At 60.4% G+C, this 18,102-nt stretch carries 16 protein-coding genes; 12 read left to right on the plus strand and 4 right to left on the minus strand.

Going from position 1 to position 18,102, the window contains the following annotated elements; genetic code table 11:
- Nucleotides 1–75 precede the first annotated feature (75 nt).
- The 3 genes from SANT_RS21520 (at nucleotide 76) to SANT_RS21530 (ending at nucleotide 3,000) form a co-directional block, all read left to right on the plus strand.
- A complete protein-coding gene (locus tag SANT_RS21520; RefSeq protein WP_148296376.1) occupies nucleotides 76–282 on the plus strand; it encodes a hypothetical protein in 207 nt (68 codons plus the stop codon).
- A gap of 109 nt (nucleotides 283–391) precedes the next feature.
- A complete protein-coding gene (locus SANT_RS21525) occupies nucleotides 392–1,321 on the plus strand; it encodes a LysR family transcriptional regulator (protein WP_025424289.1) in 930 nt (309 codons plus the stop codon).
- 287 nt (nucleotides 1,322–1,608) lie between these two features.
- Nucleotides 1,609–3,000 carry a hypothetical protein gene (locus tag SANT_RS21530; RefSeq protein ID WP_148296377.1) on the plus strand — a complete coding sequence of 464 codons (1,392 nt, stop codon included), beginning with the start codon at nucleotides 1,609–1,611 and terminating at the stop codon, nucleotides 2,998–3,000.
- A gap of 321 nt (nucleotides 3,001–3,321) precedes the next feature.
- Here the strand turns inward: SANT_RS21530 and SANT_RS21535 are convergent, their stop codons facing one another.
- Nucleotides 3,322–4,077 (minus strand): SDR family oxidoreductase, encoded by a 756-nt coding sequence (locus tag SANT_RS21535; protein WP_025424291.1) that lies wholly within the window; start codon nucleotides 4,075–4,077, stop codon nucleotides 3,322–3,324.
- Between the two features lie 527 nt (nucleotides 4,078–4,604).
- On the opposite strand from SANT_RS21535, the gene SANT_RS21540 reads away from it, so the two are divergent.
- From SANT_RS21540 to SANT_RS21580, 9 genes are all read left to right on the plus strand, one after another.
- On the plus strand, nucleotides 4,605–5,696 hold the full coding sequence (locus tag SANT_RS21540; protein ID WP_025424292.1) for an ABC transporter ATP-binding protein: 1,092 nt from the start codon (nucleotides 4,605–4,607) through the stop codon (nucleotides 5,694–5,696).
- A 6-nt stretch (nucleotides 5,697–5,702) separates the two neighbouring features.
- Nucleotides 5,703–6,353, plus strand: a complete 651-nt coding sequence (locus tag SANT_RS21545) for an ABC transporter permease (protein ID WP_025424293.1) — start codon at nucleotides 5,703–5,705, stop codon at nucleotides 6,351–6,353.
- A complete protein-coding gene (locus SANT_RS21550; RefSeq protein WP_025424294.1) occupies nucleotides 6,350–7,102 on the plus strand; it encodes an ABC transporter permease in 753 nt (250 codons plus the stop codon). Before SANT_RS21545 ends, SANT_RS21550 begins: the two co-directional genes overlap by 4 nt.
- Nucleotides 7,099–7,980 carry an ABC transporter substrate-binding protein gene (locus SANT_RS21555; RefSeq protein ID WP_025424295.1) on the plus strand — a complete coding sequence of 294 codons (882 nt, stop codon included), beginning with the start codon at nucleotides 7,099–7,101 and terminating at the stop codon, nucleotides 7,978–7,980. Before SANT_RS21550 ends, SANT_RS21555 begins: the two co-directional genes overlap by 4 nt.
- Before the next feature lie 10 nt (nucleotides 7,981–7,990).
- On the plus strand, nucleotides 7,991–9,520 hold the full coding sequence (locus SANT_RS21560) for an HAL/PAL/TAL family ammonia-lyase (RefSeq protein ID WP_025424296.1): 1,530 nt from the start codon (nucleotides 7,991–7,993) through the stop codon (nucleotides 9,518–9,520).
- A complete protein-coding gene (locus SANT_RS21565) occupies nucleotides 9,520–10,716 on the plus strand; it encodes a CaiB/BaiF CoA transferase family protein (RefSeq protein WP_040133569.1) in 1,197 nt (398 codons plus the stop codon). Before SANT_RS21560 ends, SANT_RS21565 begins: the two co-directional genes overlap by 1 nt.
- A gap of 14 nt (nucleotides 10,717–10,730) precedes the next feature.
- On the plus strand, nucleotides 10,731–11,624 hold the full coding sequence (locus SANT_RS21570) for a 3-hydroxyacyl-CoA dehydrogenase family protein (RefSeq protein WP_025424298.1): 894 nt from the start codon (nucleotides 10,731–10,733) through the stop codon (nucleotides 11,622–11,624).
- Nucleotides 11,621–12,391 (plus strand): enoyl-CoA hydratase-related protein, encoded by a 771-nt coding sequence (locus SANT_RS21575; protein ID WP_025424299.1) that lies wholly within the window; start codon nucleotides 11,621–11,623, stop codon nucleotides 12,389–12,391. Before SANT_RS21570 ends, SANT_RS21575 begins: the two co-directional genes overlap by 4 nt.
- A 180-nt stretch (nucleotides 12,392–12,571) precedes the next feature.
- Nucleotides 12,572–13,171, plus strand: a complete 600-nt coding sequence (locus tag SANT_RS21580) for a DJ-1/PfpI family protein (RefSeq protein ID WP_025424300.1) — start codon at nucleotides 12,572–12,574, stop codon at nucleotides 13,169–13,171.
- Nucleotides 13,172–13,373: 202 nt separating this feature from the next.
- On the opposite strand, the gene SANT_RS21585 is transcribed toward SANT_RS21580, so the two are convergent.
- The 3 genes from SANT_RS21585 to SANT_RS21595 all read right to left on the minus strand — a co-directional run bounded on the left by SANT_RS21585 (nucleotide 13,374) and on the right by SANT_RS21595 (nucleotide 18,089).
- On the minus strand, nucleotides 13,374–14,141 hold the full coding sequence (locus SANT_RS21585; protein ID WP_025424301.1) for an ABC transporter ATP-binding protein: 768 nt from the start codon (nucleotides 14,139–14,141) through the stop codon (nucleotides 13,374–13,376).
- A gap of 150 nt (nucleotides 14,142–14,291) precedes the next feature.
- Nucleotides 14,292–15,992, minus strand: a complete 1,701-nt coding sequence (locus tag SANT_RS21590) for a hydantoinase B/oxoprolinase family protein (protein WP_025424302.1) — start codon at nucleotides 15,990–15,992, stop codon at nucleotides 14,292–14,294.
- 3 nt (nucleotides 15,993–15,995) lie between these two features.
- Nucleotides 15,996–18,089 carry a hydantoinase/oxoprolinase family protein gene (locus SANT_RS21595; protein WP_025424303.1) on the minus strand — a complete coding sequence of 698 codons (2,094 nt, stop codon included), beginning with the start codon at nucleotides 18,087–18,089 and terminating at the stop codon, nucleotides 15,996–15,998.
- Nucleotides 18,090–18,102: the final 13 nt, after the last annotated feature.

The following is an 18,102-nucleotide window of genomic DNA, read 5'->3' on the forward strand; positions in this document are numbered from 1 at the left end:
CGCCCTCCGTTGCGGGCGCGCCAACGTTTTCCGGTCGCTTGCATCCGCGGTAAAACGGGGAAAGGGGAAGGTGCGATGGCAATGAGTGAAAATGCCGCCGACAAGGCGATATGTCATGAAATCGGCGCCGCGGTGGTGACCGCCCTGGCCACCCGACGGACGTTGACGGTGCAAACGCTGATTGACCTGGTTGAGGCCAGCCGACACGCTGAATCTGGGTGCGGCCCTGAACGCCGGCGGGCGATGGCGGTAGCGGTTGCCTTACTCACGATTTTTGTCTAAACGGGCGCCGCGCGCCGTTGACGAAATGCCGCGCCAGATGGCGGGCGGTGGGGGATGTTGCCCCTCGCGGATGCCTTTCCTCCTTGCGCCGGCCGGGCTACACTGAGGCATGACCGAACCCGACCTTAACTTACTCATCGCGCTGGATGCGCTGCTCGCTGAAGCCAGCGTGGCGGGTGCCGCCCGTCGTCTGGGACTTAGCGCTTCAGCCATGAGTCGGACGCTGAGCCGCCTGCGCGCCGTTACCGGCGATCCCCTACTGGTGAGAGCCGGGCGGCGGTTGGTGCCCACGCCTTATGCCGAAGAGATCCGCCCGCGCACGCGTCAAGTCCTCGATAAGGCACACGCCATTCTGCGGCCGCCGACGGCGGAATTGCAGCTGGCGACGCTGGCGAGGACCTTCATTCTGTGTACTAACGAGGGGTTTGTTGAAGCATTGGGTGCGCCGCTTATCGCAGCCGCCGCGGCTGCCGCTCCGCAGGTGCGGTTGTGCTTTGCGCCCAAACCGGATAAAACCGCCGGTATGCTGCGCCAAAGGCGTGTCGATCTTGAGATCGGCGTCGTAGGCGACACCGGCCCGGAAATACGCCTCCAGGCGCTGTTTTATGATCGCTTCGTCGGCCTTGTCAGACAGGGCCACCCGCTGGCGCGGGCCACGAGCGTGACGGCCGCAGAATATGCCGCCTGCGGTCACGTGGTCGCTTCCCGCCGCGGGCAGCGCGACGGGCCGGTTGACGCTGCACTCTTTGAGCTCGGGCTACAGCGCAATATTGTCGCCGTGGTGCCGAGCTTCCCCGCCGCGCTGGCGGTGGCGCTAGCGTCCGATTTGGTGGCGCTGGTGCCCGCCTCTTTCATCAGCCATCATCCCATGGTGCAGAACCACGGCGCGCCTCCTTTGCTCTGTGCGTTTGAACTGCCGGTCAAGACGCCCGGCATCACCGTATCGCAGATGTGGCATCCGCGATTTGAGGTCGATCCGGCCCATCGTTGGCTCAGACAGCTGATTTTAGCCGTTTGTCGTCAGCGCATGCCGGAGTGACGCGTTACTCTGTGCGCCGTGGTTTAACCTTAACCCGCGCCGGGAGCGCGGGAGTCGCTAGCTAACGTGCATTTATCGTTAGAACAGGGAATTTATTGCAAAAATGAGTGCTTTTTTATAGAAATAACCCCGACAATGTAACATAACAGTGTTTTTAATCCGGGGCTGCTGTTGGATGTCAAATTACAGGCTGCAAACAAAATCCGTCACTCCCCCGGTCAGACAAAGGCTATGCCTCTATCAACGTCAAAACCGATGCCCGAGTGAGCGCCGAAACGGATACCCGAGTGAAAGCAAAAATCGAATCTCAAGCCAATGCGACAACAGAAGCCCAAGCCGATACGCAAACGGTTGCTCGCGCCAACGCAGAAATGATTGCTCATGCTCATGCCGGCCCCTGCCGACAAGCCGCTTCTGCGCCGCAAGGACGACGAGAGGATGGCCGCATGGCATCGAGGCCCTGCTCGGCGGGCTGTTTGACGCATCTCATCAAGGCGGTACAAGCGCTGCCCAAGATGGAGGTCAGCCGGGAACACCCCGTGCGACCCACGACGTTTGACCCGACCCGCTATCGGACTGGCAGGCCGATAGCGGTGGGTCTTTCTCGACAATTGCTGAAAAAGATCCATTCCGGCATGGCGGTCGGCGCGGAGGTGGCCAAAATTCTCTCCGCGCCTGAAGGCAACGGTTTACGATGGCATCAATGTGGTGGTGCTTATCTGCAAGTCAAGGATATCTTTATCAAAATCAACAAACTTAACGGCAATCGATACGCCCTGCACGACGCCGAACCACACCGCAAGATAACCCTGAAATTAAAGAAGAATACTTTTTTTATTGAGGGCCTGCGTGAAAGATTGAAAAATATCTTAACGGTGGGACTCGGGGGCAGAAAAAGGAAACACCCGGTAGATGTCTTAAAAGAGCAGACCGGGTTTACCGAAGAGAGCGCTAGACGCCTGCTGTCCCAATACCATTTTCCAGACCACGGTGTGTACAGCGAATACATGTTCGCGCTGGATGTTGAACAATGGGGCATCATCCCGCCCTGGGCCGCCAGATACAAAAAACCCCCCCGTACCGGCGCCTTCACTGAGGAGATTATAGAAACCGTTGTCGTCCTGAATCCGCATTTCGCACTGCATAAACTCAAATTAAGGCTCGGTGAGCAATTGGGCGAGGGTGGTTTCGGTGAAGTGTTTCTCGACGCGGATGATAATGACTACGTCATCAAGCGTTTTTTTTCTGACAATAACGCCTCGGCTATCGCACAACATGAGGCTGAAGCCTTTCAACGTTATTACGGCGAGCAGGGCGCGCAGGTGTTTTATGATGAGAAGCAGACCCCCTATTTGAGAATGTATAAGGTGCCAGGTCAAACGCTGAACGCGCTGGCGCCAGGATCACTGCCTGCGGATGCCGTCCAACGGTTCGTTGATATGTTGGAACGACTGACTCGCGCCGGCATTATCCATGGCGATCTGAACGCCGAAAATATTCTTTGGGATGCCGAATCGAAAATGTTTTTTCCCATTGATATCAGGAATATTAAGCACGACTACTTCAGCTGCGAGTGGGATGAAAAGCTTGAGATGAATGAAACAGGAGAAAATGAATGGGGGGAAATTATCGAAGCGGTAGAAGAAAAAATCCCCCCGTCGCCCGATCAGAGCGATTAGCGTTGGCCTAACGGCCTAACGGCCTAACGGCCTAACGGCCTAACGGCCTAACGGCCTAACGGCCTAACGGCCTAACGGCCTAACGGCCTAACGGCCTAACGGCCAGCGCCTGGCACCACCGAGCCAGCATCCTACACGTGCAGAGGGGTCGGCCAACGCGCCCAATGCCGCTGGCCGACAGGAAACGCGCACCGGTTTGGCGCACCCAACCGCTCACCGTCACGTCCAGCCAGAGGCACGCCAGGCGGAAACGACGCCAATGTCCCGCCGCGCTGGCGGGCCCGGGTCGCGACGGCAATCCGTTATCGGATCCCGCCGCGGTCAGTCCGGGTTGAGGGTGGCGAAGATAGCATCGTATTTTCCATCACGTTCGGCCCAGCGCCGGGCGATATCCCGCTCCACCAACACTTCACCGCGGGGATGATCACGGCGAGCCAGCCGCTGCATCACCTCCGCGATATAATCGCTAAGCGGCAGAGCGCGCGGGTTTACCGCCTGTTCGGCGCCGGTGAGCTCGGTCTGGACCAGCGGCGGCGCAAGCTCTAGCACCTCTATGGGTAGCCGTTTGAGCTGATGGCGCAGCGATTGCAGCCAGGAGTGAAGGAACGCCTTACTGGCGCAATAGGTCGGATAGTTCGCGCGCGGTATAAACGCCAGGTTAGAGCTGGTGACCATGATAGTCGCGTCCGGCCGGCCTTTGAGCATCGGCAATAATACCGCGGTGATGCGCAGCACGCCGAGAATGTTGGTTTCGATCATCGCCTGCGCATCGGTGCCATCCCACCCGTCGGAGGTAATGTCCTCCGGCCGCGATATGCCGGCGTTGGCGATAAGCACGTTAAGGGTGGGGAAACGCGCGCGCAACTCGGTGGCCAGCCGGCGGAGGGCGCTGGCGTCATTAATGTCGAGCGTCAAACCGGTCATACCGGGCCGCGATGCGGCGATCTCATCCAGTAACGATTGACGCCGTCCGCAAATAATGACGCGGTTGCCGCAATCATGAAGCGCTTCAGCTAATGCACGGCCAATACCGCTGGTACCGCCGGTGATAAGAATGGTGTTATTGGTCAGTTTCATGGGATTACCTTTCCAAAGGGGGACAATGGGAAAGGCCACGGCAGCGTAGGCTCTAAGCCAGCGGTTACCCCAACGAGGGCACGCCGCCGATAGGCAATCTATGGCGCTAAACGGCCGCTTAAGGACAGGCTAGTGGCATACCGTGACGTCTTTTACCCTCAAGATTTCCCAGCGGGGATCCTCTCGATAAAGGACGCGTTGGATAACGGTAACGCCTACGGCAGCGGAAGGCATGTTGCTGCCTATTCAAGTTTACCCGGCGGGCGCCGGTTGTCAATTCATCCGCCTGTAAAGGCAATTTTCCGCGCGTTGCAGCCTAACGTTACCCGCTTACTGCCCGCCCAAGGAGCAGCCTGCTTCGTTTTGGTGCGTTAATGTTTCCCTTTTTTCCATTTCGGCGGCCGTGGTGGGCCCATGGCGTTCCTTAACGGCATGGCACGAACATTGCAAATTCTGCTCAGGCACTTATCTATACAAGCTTATACATTACCGCGCAGACCTGAGCGGACGGTACTAAAGGACCGAGCATGATCTCATTTGACAATGTGACCAAACATTATGAAGACGGTACGGTGGTAGTGGACGGGCTCTCGTTCGACGCCCCGACCGGCAAGCTGACCATTCTGGTTGGCCCGTCGGGGTGTGGCAAAACCACCACGCTGCGGATGATCAACCGGCTTATTGAACCGTCATCGGGCGCTATATTTCTCAACGGTCAATCGGCCGCGGAGATGGATGTCGTGCAACTGCGCCGGCGTATTGGCTATGTCATTCAGAATGCCGGCCTGTTCCCACACAAAACGATTGTCGATAACGTCGCGGTGACGGCCAGACTCAACGGCGCCAGCAAAGCGGCGGCGCGCAAGACTGCGCTAGGGTTGCTGGAGCGCGTAGGGCTGGCGCCGGCGCTGGCGCAGCGTTACCCCTGGCAGCTATCGGGCGGCCAGCAACAGCGGGTCGGGGTAGCGCGAGCGCTGGCGGCCGACCCCGAATTTATGTTGATGGATGAACCGTTCAGCGCCGTGGATCCGGTGGTGCGCGATCAATTACAGGAAGAGTTTCTGCGCTTGCAGCGCGATATCGGCAAAACCATCATCATGGTCACCCACGATATCGACGAAGCCATGAAACTGGGCGATCAGGTGGCGGTGCTGCGTCCCGGTGGTAAGCTGGCGCAAATCGCGCCGCCGGCCGAGCTGTTGCGGGCGCCGAAAGATGCCTTTGTCGCTGATTTTATCGGTCGCGATCGCGGCTATCGCCAGCTGGGTTTCAGCCCGGTCCATCCCGAACTGGCGGTGCGGGCGGAGCCCTGCGTGGAATTGGCGACGCCTCGGGCCGCGGCGCAGGCCGTCGCCGACGGTGACTGGCTGCTGGTGACGGAGCACGGCAAACCGCTGGGCTGGGTCAATGTGGCGACGGTGAACGAGCGCATCAGCCGCTCCGACGTCAATTTAGGCAGTACCTTTGCGCCGCTTTCTGGCACCCTCCGCCAGCTGACGGATGCGGTGCTGAGCTCGCCCTGCCAGCGCGGCGCCGTCGTCGATGAACAGGGACGGTTGCGCGGTTCGGTCACATTTGATGCGGTGCTTTTGGCACTACGCGAACGCCGGGCGGGGTAAACGATGATCCGTTTCGATTGGCTGGCGCAACAAAGCCCACATATATTGACCCTATTCGGCTGGCACCTTTATCTTTCGGTGGTACCGGTTCTGCTCGGTCTGCTGTTTGCCGTACCGCTGGGCGGGCTGCTGCACCGCTGCACGGTGATCAAACCCCTGGTGCTTAATCTATTTGGCCTGCTGTATACCATTCCTTCACTCGCGCTGTTTGTGCTGCTGCCCGGCATTCTGGGCACCAAGATCCTGGATCAGATCAATGTTGTGGTAGCGCTCACGCTGTACGCCCTGTCGCTGCTGGTGCGCACCGTATGCGATGGTCTGGACGCCGTCTCGCCGGACACGCGACAAGCGGCGGTGGCGTTGGGTTATCGTCCTTGGCAGCGCTTTTTACAAATCGAACTCCCTGTCGCCATCCCGGTTATCGCCGCCGGTCTGCGGGTGGTGGTGGTGGCGAACGTTAGCATTGTCTCGATTGCCGCCCTGGTGGGTGCGCCGCAGCTGGGTAGCCTATTTACCCAAGGTTTCCAACTGCATTTTCTTACTCCCATCCTCGCCGGCATCGTCCTGTGCATAGCGCTGGCGCTGGCGCTGGATGGTCTGGTGCTGGCGCTGGCGCGCCGTTTGACCGCCTGGCAACCGCAAAGGAGCCGCCGATGATTGACTGGGTTATGGACAGCAGCCATTGGCTGGGAGAAGAGGGCGCGATAACGCTTATCATGCAGCACGTGGTGTTTAGCGTTATTACCTTAGGACTGTCGTTGGTCATCGCTTTTCCGGTGGGATGCTATGTCGGGCATACCGGCCGCGGCAGAGTGGCGCTGGTGGGCCTGGCTAATGCGCTGCGCGCGCTGCCGTCGTTCGGGCTGATTATTTTACTGGTGATCCTGTGCGGCCCGTTATTCGAGTCCGATCTCGCCTTTATTGTGCCGTGCCTGGTGGTGCTCATGGTCCTGGCGCTGCCGCCGATTATGGTGGGGGTGTATTCGGGCATTACCGCTATCGACCCCGCAGTTATTGATGCCGCCATAGGCATAGGCTATTCCCCCTGGCGCAGACTGCTGTTGGTCGAAATTCCGTGCGCGCTGCCGCTTATTTTGTCCGGCGTGCGCAGCGCGTTGCTGCAAATTATTTCCACCGCCACCATCGCCGCCTATGTTTCCCTTGGTGGTCTGGGCAGGCTGATTATCGACGGCCGCGCCCAGAATGACTATCCGCAAATGGTCGCCGGCGCGGTGCTGGTGGCGCTGTTGGCCCTGGTCACCGATTGCCTGTTCATCCTGCTTATCCGCTATTTTGTCTCGCCCGGCCTGTTGCGCCGGAGCGCTAAAGTGACAATGTCACAAAGAAACCAACCACACTCGCAAACGCCATTCTCATCCACTACGCTCGGGGAGCCAGAAAAATGACATTAGCCAAATTGCTTATCGCTTCATTAGTTGCCGCTACGTTAAGCCAGGCGCCGCAGGCGCTGGCGGCGCAGACCGACACTCTCATCGTCGGTTCCGCGGATTTCCCGGAAAGTCAATTGCTGGCGACGCTGTATGCCCAGGCGCTGGCCGATAAAAACATCAAGGTGGAGAAAAAACTCAATATTGGCAGCCGCGAGGTGTATTTGCCGGCCCTGTTGGATGGCTCTATTAATCTGATCCCGGAGTACAGCGGCGCCACCCTGAGCTATTTGGATGAGAAAAGTGAAGCGCACAGCACCGAGGACGTGGCGGCAGCGCTGGAAAAGGCCTTACCGGCCAAAATCAAAATGCTGGCAATCTCACCGGCGCAGGACAGCGACGTCCTGGCGGTAACGGCGAAAACCGCTGAAAAATACCATTTGCAAACCATTGCCGATCTGCAACCGGTGGCGGGGCAACTGGTACTGGGCGGTCCGGCGGAATGGAAAACCCGCCGTGAAGGCGTGCGCGGCTTGAAAGAGGTCTATGGCCTGACGTTCAAGTCGTTCAAGGTTCTCGATGTTGCGGGGCCGTTGACGCTGTCGGCGTTGGTGAACAACCAAATCCAGGCGGCGGACATGACCTCTACCGACCCCGCTATCAACGCCAGCCATTTGGTGGCGCTGGAAGATCCCAAGCATTTATTCCCGGCACAGAATATTGTGCCGCTTATTGCCGCCGACAAGGTAAGCCCGGAGGTGGAAACCACCCTCAACGCGATCTCCAAGGCGCTGACCACCGAAGATTTAATCGAGATGAACGGCAAGCTGGCTGATTTCGCCAGTATTGACCAGGTTGCGCACGACTGGCTGGTCCAGCACAAGCTGATTAAGTAAGGGGACGGCGATGACGGCTTCACACGGCGTGACGCTGGGCAAGGGCGACACCACTTTGGCCGAGATTGTGGCTATTGCGGACGGCGCCCCGCTTGCGCTCGCGGCAGACGCGCTGGCGGCGATGGACCATGTTCAAGGCTTGATCCAGCAGGCTATTGCGCAGGGCCGCGTCATTTATGGTTTGACCACGGGCGTGGGGGATTTGGTGACGTCGCGTCTGGACGCCGCTGACGTGGCCGCCGTGCAGTTAAACATGTTGAAAAGTCACGCCTGCGGCGTCGGCGCGCCGCTTGCGCCACGGGAAGTGCGCGCGATGATGGCGGTGATGATCAAATCCCTGCTACAGGGCTACAGCGGCGTTAGCCCGGCGCTGGTCACCGTGATGGCGCAAATGCTGAACCGGGGGGTGATCCCTTGGTCGCCGGCAAAAGGCTCGGTGGGCTATCTTATCGCCACCGCCCATATCGGCCTCGCGGTGTTCGGTTACGGCCAGTGTTGGTACCAGGGGCAACTGCTGCCGTCAGACGAGGCGCTGGCTCAGGCCGGCATCGCATGTCGTCAACCCGGACCGCGTGAAGGCCACGCGCTGGTCAGCGGAACCTACGAGATTACGGCACTGGGTTGCCTGGCCCTGGTGGACTTCGCCGCGTTGGTGCCGCTGGCAGATGCCGCGGGCGCCATGAGCCTGGAGGCGCTAAAAGGCAACACCCGCGGCTATGATGCGCGTTTGCAGGCCCTGCGCACGCATGCCGGGCAGCGAGCCACCGCCGACCTATTGCGCCGCCTGCTGACCGACAGCGAAATACTTGATCGCTATCGCGACTATCGCGTGCAGGACGCGCTTAGCTTGCGCTGTATCCCACAAATCCATGGCGCGGTGCGCGATCAGCTCGCTTTCTGTCAGCACGTGGTGCACACCGAGCTCAATGCGGTGACCGATAATCCGGTGTTTTTGGTCGAGGAGGGGGAATTGGTCGTGCTGCCCGGCGGTAACGGGCACGGGGCGCCAATAGCCTTAAGCCTTGACGCGCTGGCGATTGCCATCGCCGCGTTGAGTACCGCCTCGCAAGCCCGTTCCGACCGTTTGACCAACGGCCATCTCAGCGGGCTGCCGGCCTTTTTGCTGGAGGGTGCAGGCGGGCACTCCGGCCTGATGATCCCCCCCTACGCGGCGGCGGCGCTGGCGGGGGAAAACCGCAGTCTGGCCGCCCCCGCCAGCGTGCACACCGTGACGACCTGCGCCGGTCAGGAAGATCACATCAGCCAGGGCGTGAATGCCGCGCGCAAAGCGCTGGACGCGGTGGCAAATGCGGTAGATATCGTCGCGATCGAACTGTTATGCGCGGCGCAGGCGCTGGACTTCCATCGGCCGCTGCGCCCTTCTCGCGGCGCGCGCGCGATGCTGGCGGCGATACGGTCACAGGTGCCTTTTTTGACGCAGGATCGCGAGCTGTGGCGCGACCTGGCCGCCCTGCGTCAGTTGATGACCGGCGGCGTCTTGTTGCAGTCGCTGCAACCTCTGCTTGAGGAGAGGGAATAATGGCGTTGGGAAGACCCCTTACGGGCGTGAAGGTGCTGGATTTATCGCGGGTGCTGGCGGGGCCGTATTGCGCTTCGCTGTTGGCCGATTTGGGGGCGGAGGTCATCAAGGTGGAAATGCCGCAGGGCGGGGACGACTCCCGCGCCTTTACGCCGCACCTCGGTGGCGAAAGTACCTATTTTATGCTGCTTAATCACGGCAAAAAAAGCGTGGCGCTCAATCTCAAGGACGTCGACGGACATGCCCTTTTCTTGCGCCTGGTAGCGCAGGCTGACGTGGTGGTGGAGAATTTCCGTCCCGGCGTCACCGCGCGCTTAGGAATCGATTATGCCGCGTTGAGCGCCGTCAACCCGCGTCTGGTGTACGCCAGTATTTCCGGCTTCGGCCAACAAGGGCCGCTGGCCCATAAAGCCGCCTATGATCATGTTATCCAGGCGATGGCGGGCATTATGCAAGTGACCGGCTGGGAAGATGGCGCGCCCACCCGCGTCGGCGACGCCATCGGTGATGTGGTGGCCGGACTGTACGGCGCCTGGGGCATATTGGCGGCGCTGTTGCAGCGCGGCGTGAGCGGCCGCGGGCAGCACATTGACGTCGCGATGCTCGATACCATGATGGCGCTGCAAATGGTCTCGCTTACCCAATGGATGGGCGGCAAGCCCTCGGCGGGCCGTATTGGCAACGCGCATCCCATCAGCGCGCCGATGGACAGCTACCGTGCGCAAGACGGCCATGTCGTGATTGCCGTCGCCAACGATCGGCTATTTCTGCGTTTGGCGCAAGCGCTGGACCGCGAGGCGTTGACCCGCGACCCGCGTTTTATCACCGACCCACAGCGGCTGGCCCATCAAGCGCCTTTGCGGGAGGTCATCGAAGACTGGCTAAGCGACAAGACCGTCGCCGAAGCGGTCGCATTGCTGGATGCCGCCGGCGTACCCGCCGCCCCGGTGTGGACGCTGGATCAGGCGCTGGCTAGCCCCCACGCCGCGGCGCGCCAATTATTGAAACCGGTCAAGCACCCCACGGCCGGTGAGATCGCCATGTTCACCCAACCCGTGAAGATGAGCGGCATGACGCCGCCGGAGGACATGGTGCCGCCGGCGCTAGGGCAGCACACGCGGCAGATTTTAAGCCAGGCGCTGCATCTTGATGCGCAAACGCTGGACGAGTTGCAGCAACGCGGCGTGATTGGTTAACGGGAGTCATTACCATGTCAACATCTTCAGAACAGGTGGCGATAATCGGTGCCGGCACCATGGGCACCCGTATCGCGGCGGTTTTCGCCGCGCACGGCTATGCCACCCGGCTGTATTCCCGCGGCGAGGCGTCGCTCGCCAAAGCGCGAGAGCTCATCCACTCGCTGGCGCCCGGGGCCGAGATCCATTATACCACGTCGCTGGCGGCGTGCGTGCAGGGAGCGGATATCATCTCGGAAAACATCGCCGAGCAGACCAGTGTCAAACAGGCGCTGCTTCGTGAACTGGAAGCGCAGGTGAGCGCGCAATGTCTGCTGACCACCAACACCTCAAGCGTGCCGATCGGCGAACTGGCCAGCGTCTTGCGCTATCCCGGGCGATTGATTGGCATGCATTGGTTTAATCCGGCAGACGTGATGCCCATGATTGAGATAGTCCGCGGGCCGCAAACCGACGATTCGACCTTTGCGCGCACCGCGGCATTATGTCGCCGGCTGGAAAAAGCGACCGTCAGCGTCAAGCAAGATTTGCCGGGATTCATCGTCAATCGCCTGCAGTATGCGCTGTTGCGTGAGGCATTGTATTTAGTGACGCAGGGGGTGGCGTCTATCGAGGATGTGGATCGCGCGGTGCAAACCACCCTCGCGCCGCGCTGGTCGGCCATGGGGCCGCTAAAGTTGATGGATTGCGCGGGGCTGGATACGGTCAAAAATGTGGCGGCAGTCCTGCTGCCGGCGTTGTGTCACGACCTAACGCTGCCGGATTGGCTGCTTGATAAAGTCGAACAAGGCCAGCTGGGAATTAAAAGCGGTAGCGGCTTTTATTCCTGGGACGCCGAGGAGATCCCGCGCGCGCTGCGTGAGCGGGACCTGATTGTGCGCCTGCTAACGGAGAGGACCGCGGAATGAGCCAGGAAATCCAGAGTCGTCGCGAGGGGGCGGTGCTGCATATCACCCTCAATCGACCCGAGAAGTACAATGCGCTCAGCGTCGCACTGCTGGACGCGCTGATTGCGGCCCTGGACGAGGCGGAACGGGATCCCGACATCCGCGCGACGGTGATTTCCGGGACGGCGCGCGCTTTCTCCGCCGGCGCGGATTTGGGCGCATTGGCGGAAGTGTCCGCCGTGGCGCTGTATGTGAGCGGCTTTAGCGAGAAATGGGATCGTCTCGCCGCGATGGAAAAACCGCTGGTCGCGGCGCTGTCCGGCTATGCGCTGGGCGGCGGCCTGGAGCTCGCGCTATTGTGCGATATCGCTATCGCTGACGATACCGTCGCGCTTGGGCTGCCGGAGACGCATATCGGTATCGTGCCGGGCGCCGGCGGCACCCAGCGGCTGGTCAAGGCGGTAGGCAAGTCGCTGGCGATGGAAATGTTGTTGACCGGCCGCCGGCTGAGCGCTCAGGAGGCGCTGGCGGCAGGGCTGGTCAGCCAGATCACCTCCCGGGATCAACTGCTACCCGTCTGCCTTGGGGTGGCGGAGAAAATCGCCCGCGCTGCGCCGCTAGCGGCGCTGATGGTGAAACAGGCGGTGCTGGCGAGCTTCGATATGCCGCTGAGCGCGGGTATCCGCTACGAGCGCAGTTTATCTGCGCTTATCGCCTCAAGCGAAGACAGGCGCATCGGCATGCAGGCGCTGGCGGCGAAAAGCAAGCCGGTATTCAAAGGGTGCTAACGGCGCCGCCGTGACGTGCCAGGGCTTAACGCATAGTGAAATGCTGCATGAAGCGAGGCGCGGCGTCATTCTGGTCGCCACGGCAGGGCGCGGACGCTGCGCGACCCTGCGCCGACTGAAAACAACCGACGCTGCAGGCGGTACGGCGCCGGGGAAGACGCCAAGGGAGAAAGTAAGCTTATGGATGTAGCAATTTTGCTGTTCGACCAATATGAAACCCTGGATGCGATGGGGCCTGCTGAAATTTTCGGTAGTTTACCCAATACCGCGATTCACTGCCTGTCGTTAGACGGCGGGCCGGTGCAAAGCGCGCAGGGCGTTGTTGTCATGACCCATCCCGTGTCGCACTGGACGGAGCCGATGGATATTGCCCTGCTGCCGGGTGGCAAATCCACGTTATCGTTGCAACACAATCCCGTTTTTCTGCATCACTTAACGCGGCTTGCTAACGCGGCTGAGTGGATGCTGACGGTGTGCACGGGTTCGGTATTGCTGGCGCAAACCGGCCTGCTTGATGGTCGACAGGCCACCTCCAATAAAAGCGCCTGGCAGGCGGTGATTGACTCGTCAGATAAGGTGAACTGGCAGCATAAAGCCAGATGGTGTGTCGACGGCAAATACTACACCTCATCGGGTGTCTCTGCCGGCATGGATATGTCGCTGGGGTTTATTGCCGACAGATTGCGTCGCCCGCGGGCGTATCAACTCGCGAACGGCATGGAATACCGCTGGCACGAAGACGCCGCGGACGATCCTTTCGCTGTCCCGCAGGATCAATAAGCCTGATTACCCTGCATCACAGATAATGCCGGTTTTTGCGCGACTACCGTTTACGCCGCATCAGAGGAAATTCCGGTTTTTTTGCGCCACTACCGACTCAGGCGGCCGCGGCATCGACTCAGGCCGCCGCGGCATTACCGATTACTTTGACGCCATGGGGGACAGGTGCGGCGGCATCATCCCTCGGCGCCTCTCAACCCGCCTAATGATGGGAAATAAACTGTTGGAAACGTGACGATCCTTGCGATGCAAACAGCTTTTCCGGCGCGCCCTGACAGTCAATTATCCCCTGATGCATGTACACCACGCGGGTGGAGACATGGCGCGCAAAGCCCATCTCGTGGGTCACCACCAGCATGGTGCGGCCTTCTTCCGCCAGGCTTCTCATCACCTTCAGGACCTCGCCGACCAGCTCCGGATCCAGGGCGGAGGTGGGTTCATCGAACAACATCACCTCAGGCTCCATGGCAAGGGCCCGGGCGATGGCGACCCGCTGCTGCTGGCCACCCGATAATTGCGCGGGATAATGGTGGCGGCGAGGGTATAAACCGACCCGGTGCAGCATGTTTTCCGCCTGCTCTCTACAGGCCGCTCGCGGTTTTTTTTGTACATAGAGCGGCGCTTCCATTACATTTTCCAGGGCGGTTTTATGAGACCACAGGTTAAATCCCTGGAAGACCATGCCCAATTTACTGCGTAAGCGGTCAACCTGCCGCCGGCTGATGGCGACCCGGTTGCCATCGCCGCGTCGTTTCATCTGGAAGACTTCGCCTCCCACCGCCACGGTGCCGGCATCCGGCGTTTCGAGTAGATTGATGCAGCGCAGAAAGGTACTTTTTCCTGAACCGCTGGCGCCAAGAATGGCGATAACATCCCCCCGACGGGCGTCCAGAGAGATACCTTGCAATACGGCATGCCCATTGAAGGATTTGTAGATATCACTTATTGAGAGCGTTATCGGTTCAGCCATATCAACAGTTACTCCGTCCAAGTTAGGCATCAAAGCCGTACAAAACAAATCGGATCGCGGCCACGGCTGCGGAGGTCGTTATCAGCGAAGCGTCGAGTTTGCCGCTGTGGCCGCAGCAACCCGCCATTCATGGTGTTGCGGCCCGCGCCATCAGCCGAAGCCGGCTTCCTTCAATTCGGCGTCGGTGAGACCATAAATCTCGATGGCGGCCTGGCGTGAAATGCGTTCTTCCAAAAGGTCGCGGCAGACACGTTGCCTGTCGCGTTGCTGCGGATCGCCAAAACCGCCGCCGCCCGCCGCGATCATTTCTATCCATTCGCCGGCCTGCAGCACGCCGCTGCGGTGGTGGAGGGGTTGAGCCCCGGGCGGCAGGGCGACGCGCGCCACGGATCCGGCAAGCCCCTGCTCCAGGCCGAAGGGCGCTATCTCACTGCTGGTGCCGCCGGCGGAAAGGGTGGCCTCATGATCGAGAATGCGTACCCGACGACACAGGGTCATTCCGCCGCGGAATTTACCGGCGCCGCCTGAATCCTGTACCAGAGCATAACTTTCGATTTGGATGGGGTGCTCGGTTTCCAAGGCCTCCACCGGCAGGTTTGCCGTGTTGGTAATATTAACCTGTACGCCATCCAATCCGTCTTTACCGACGCGGGCGCCCATGCCGCCACCCTGCATTTCGTTATAGACATAAAAACGCCCGGTGCGCGGATGAATACCGCTGGTGGTGAGCAGCGTCCCGCCCGTCGAGCCGGCCGCCACACGCTCGGGAATGACCGGCGCCAGCGCGGCAAAAATCATATCCACCAGGCGCGTGGCGATATCGGTCCGGCTGTACACCGCGCCTGGCGCCCGTGCATTCAACACACTGCCTTCGGCGGCGTTGACATGAATGGCGCGGTAAAATCCCTCGTTGACGACGATCGCCGGATCGATCATCGCTTTCACCGCGAAATAAACGGTGGCCAACAGGGCGGTATACACCATATTGATCGGCGCAGGCATCTGGGCGGGCGCGTCGGGGAAATCGAAAAAAATCTCCTCCCCTCGCACCGTCACCGCCACCTTCAAATCAATAATGTTGTCGATAAGGTTGGAATCAAACGGGTGGCTAAAGGTGTAAACACCGTCGGGAATGCCGGCGATGCCGGCACGGGTGCGGCGTTCGGTCGCCAGCAGGAATTCATTGGCCGCCTGCGCCAACAGCGGTACACCATATTTGGCACACAGCCCCTGTACCCGCTGTACACCCAGGCGGTTGGCGGCCATCTGCGCGCTAAGATCGTGAATACGCTCTTTCGGTACCTGGCAGTTAAGCAAAATCAGCGCTTGAATATCGGCCTGCAGCACGCCGGCGCGGTAGAGCCGCACCGGCGGAATGCGCAGCCCCTCCTGAAAGATATGCTTATGACCGCGATCGACGAAATCGGAATGATGAGCCAGGTTGGCCACCCAGGCGACCAGCGCGCCGCCAAAGAACACGGGCTCCATCAGAACAAAATCATTCAAATGAGTGCCGCCGCCCGTATAGGCATCATTGCCGATATAGGCGTCGCCCGCGCGCAAATCGGACACATCACTATGCTCAAGCACGTATTTGGCAATCCCCATTAGCGAGCCCAGATGTATGGGGATGTGCTCGGCCAGCGCCACGGTCCGTCCCTGCGGGTCAAACACCGCCGTGGAGCAATCCTGCCGTTCTTTAATATTGGTGGAGTAGGCGGAGCGGATGATGGATTTACCCATCTCTTCGGCAATCGTTGACAGCGCGCTGGCGATGACCGCGACGGTAATGGGATCGCAGGCCCGCTCGGGGTCTGTCTGCTCCGATCTCAAAGCGTAGTCCTCAGACATGATCTAGGCTTCCTCGATGATGATGTTCAGAAACGGATCGATAGCGACCTTTTGACCCGGCAGGATAAGCGTTGTCGAGTCCATTTGCTCGATGATAGCCGGCCCGGTGAGGCGATGGCCGGCCCCCAGGCGCGCGCGATCGTAAACCGGACAGCGCGTAAAGCCGTTGGTCTCAGGCAGCCAGACCTCGCGCTCTCCGCGAACGGCCGAGCTGACCGGCGCGGTGGCCGGCGCGGCGGGCCTGAGCTCGGCTTTCGGTACGCGTCCGATTACCTCCAGGCGCAGGGTCGTCAAATGCACGGGCTCACCCTTGGCGACATAGCCGTATTGCAGTTGGTGCTGTCTGGCGAATTCGCTTTCCAAAGCCGCAATAGCGGCGGCATCAATGGCCCCGTCAGGACAGGGAATGGTGAGCTCATAACCTTGCCCGCCATAGCGCAGATCGACAGCGCGGGCGGTCACCCGGCTGTCCTGCGGGATGCGCTCTTGGTCGAACCAGGCTTCGGCGCGCTGCGCCAGTTCGGAGAAAAAGCCCGCTATAGCCGGCGCGCTTTGCTTCTCAAGCGTTAGCCGCCGGCTGATGGCAAAATGGGTGCGCAGGTCGATGAGCATCAGGCCGATAGCGCACAGGATGCCTGGATGCTGCGGAATGACCACGCGCGGCATGTCGAGGGCGCGGGCCAGGCGGGCGGCGTGGATCGGACCCGCGCCGCCAAACCCGAACAATGTATAATCGCGCGGATCATAGCCGCGCTCGACGGAAATGACGCGGATGGCCTTCGCCATATTGCTGACCACCACGCTAATGATCCCTTGCGCGGCGGTCATGGCATCCATACCCAGCCGGTCGCCAAGGCGTGCAATCGCCGCTTGCGCTTTTTCGCGATCGATGGCGAGACGGCCGTCTAGAAGATGGGTGGGGTTTTGCACCTGTAGCACCACGTTCGCATCGGTGACGGTGGGCTGATCTTCATTCCCCATGCCGTAGCAGATAGGGCCCGGATCGGCCGCTGCGCTTTGCGGTCCCACCTGCAATAGCCCGCCGGCATCGATGGCGGCGATGGAGCCGCCGCCGGCGCCGACCGCGTGAATATCCAACATCGGCAGCTTGAGGGGATAGCCATGGGCCTGTGATTCATTGGCCATCCGCGGCTTACCGTTGGCGATAAGCGAAACGTCCGTGGAGGTACCACCCATATCGAAGGTAATGACATCGCCAATCCCCGCCAGGGTGGCCAGAGTACTGGCGCCCATGACGCCGGCCGCCGGCCCGGACAGCACTGTGCGCGCGGGAAATTGCTGAGCCGTTTCCGAGGAGATAACGCCGCCATTTGACTGCGTGAGATGGGGAAGCGCGGTGATACCGATGGCGTTGAGGCGGGGCTGTAGCTGTTGCAGATAACGCTTCATAATCGGCCCGAGATAGGCGTTCACCACCGTGGTGGAGAAACGCTCATACTCGCGAAACTCTGGATTGACCTCATGGGAGACGCTGATAAACGCGCCGGGGATCTCCTCAGCCACAATCTCGCGGATACGCAGTTCGTGCCGGGGTTCTAAATAGCTAAAGAGGCAACATACTGCGATGGCGGTAATACCGTCGGCGTACAATTTACGCGCCGCCTGGCGCACATCGTCCTCGTTTAAAGGGGTCATGATGCTGCCGTTGAATAACACGCGCTCTCTGACCTCAAGCCGCTGATGGCGGCGCGCCAGCACCCGGGGTTTCTCCGTCTGGACATCGTAGAGCGCATCGCGTTTCTGACGCCGAAGTTCGATGACGTCGCGAAATCCCTGGGTGGTAATGACCCCCGTTTGGGCACCGCGCCCCACGATAAGCGCGTTGGTGGCGACGGTAGTGCCGTGCCCCAGATAGGTGACCTGCAAGGTTTCGTTCTGCGGCAGGCCGAGTGACGCGATGCCCTGAGCAATTCCTTCGGTAATACCGATCGACGGATCGTCCGGCGTGCTGCGCACTTTCCAAACGTTCATCGACCTTTCGGCTTCGTCATACAGACAAATGTCGGTAAAGGTGCCGCCGGAATCGACCCCTATTCTGACGTGGCGTTGCACGTTTGCCTTCGGCTCCATCGTCATTTGCTCCCCTCAT

The organism is Sodalis praecaptivus (assembly GCF_000517425.1).
Lineage (GTDB): Bacteria > Pseudomonadota > Gammaproteobacteria > Enterobacterales > Enterobacteriaceae > Sodalis_A > Sodalis_A praecaptivus.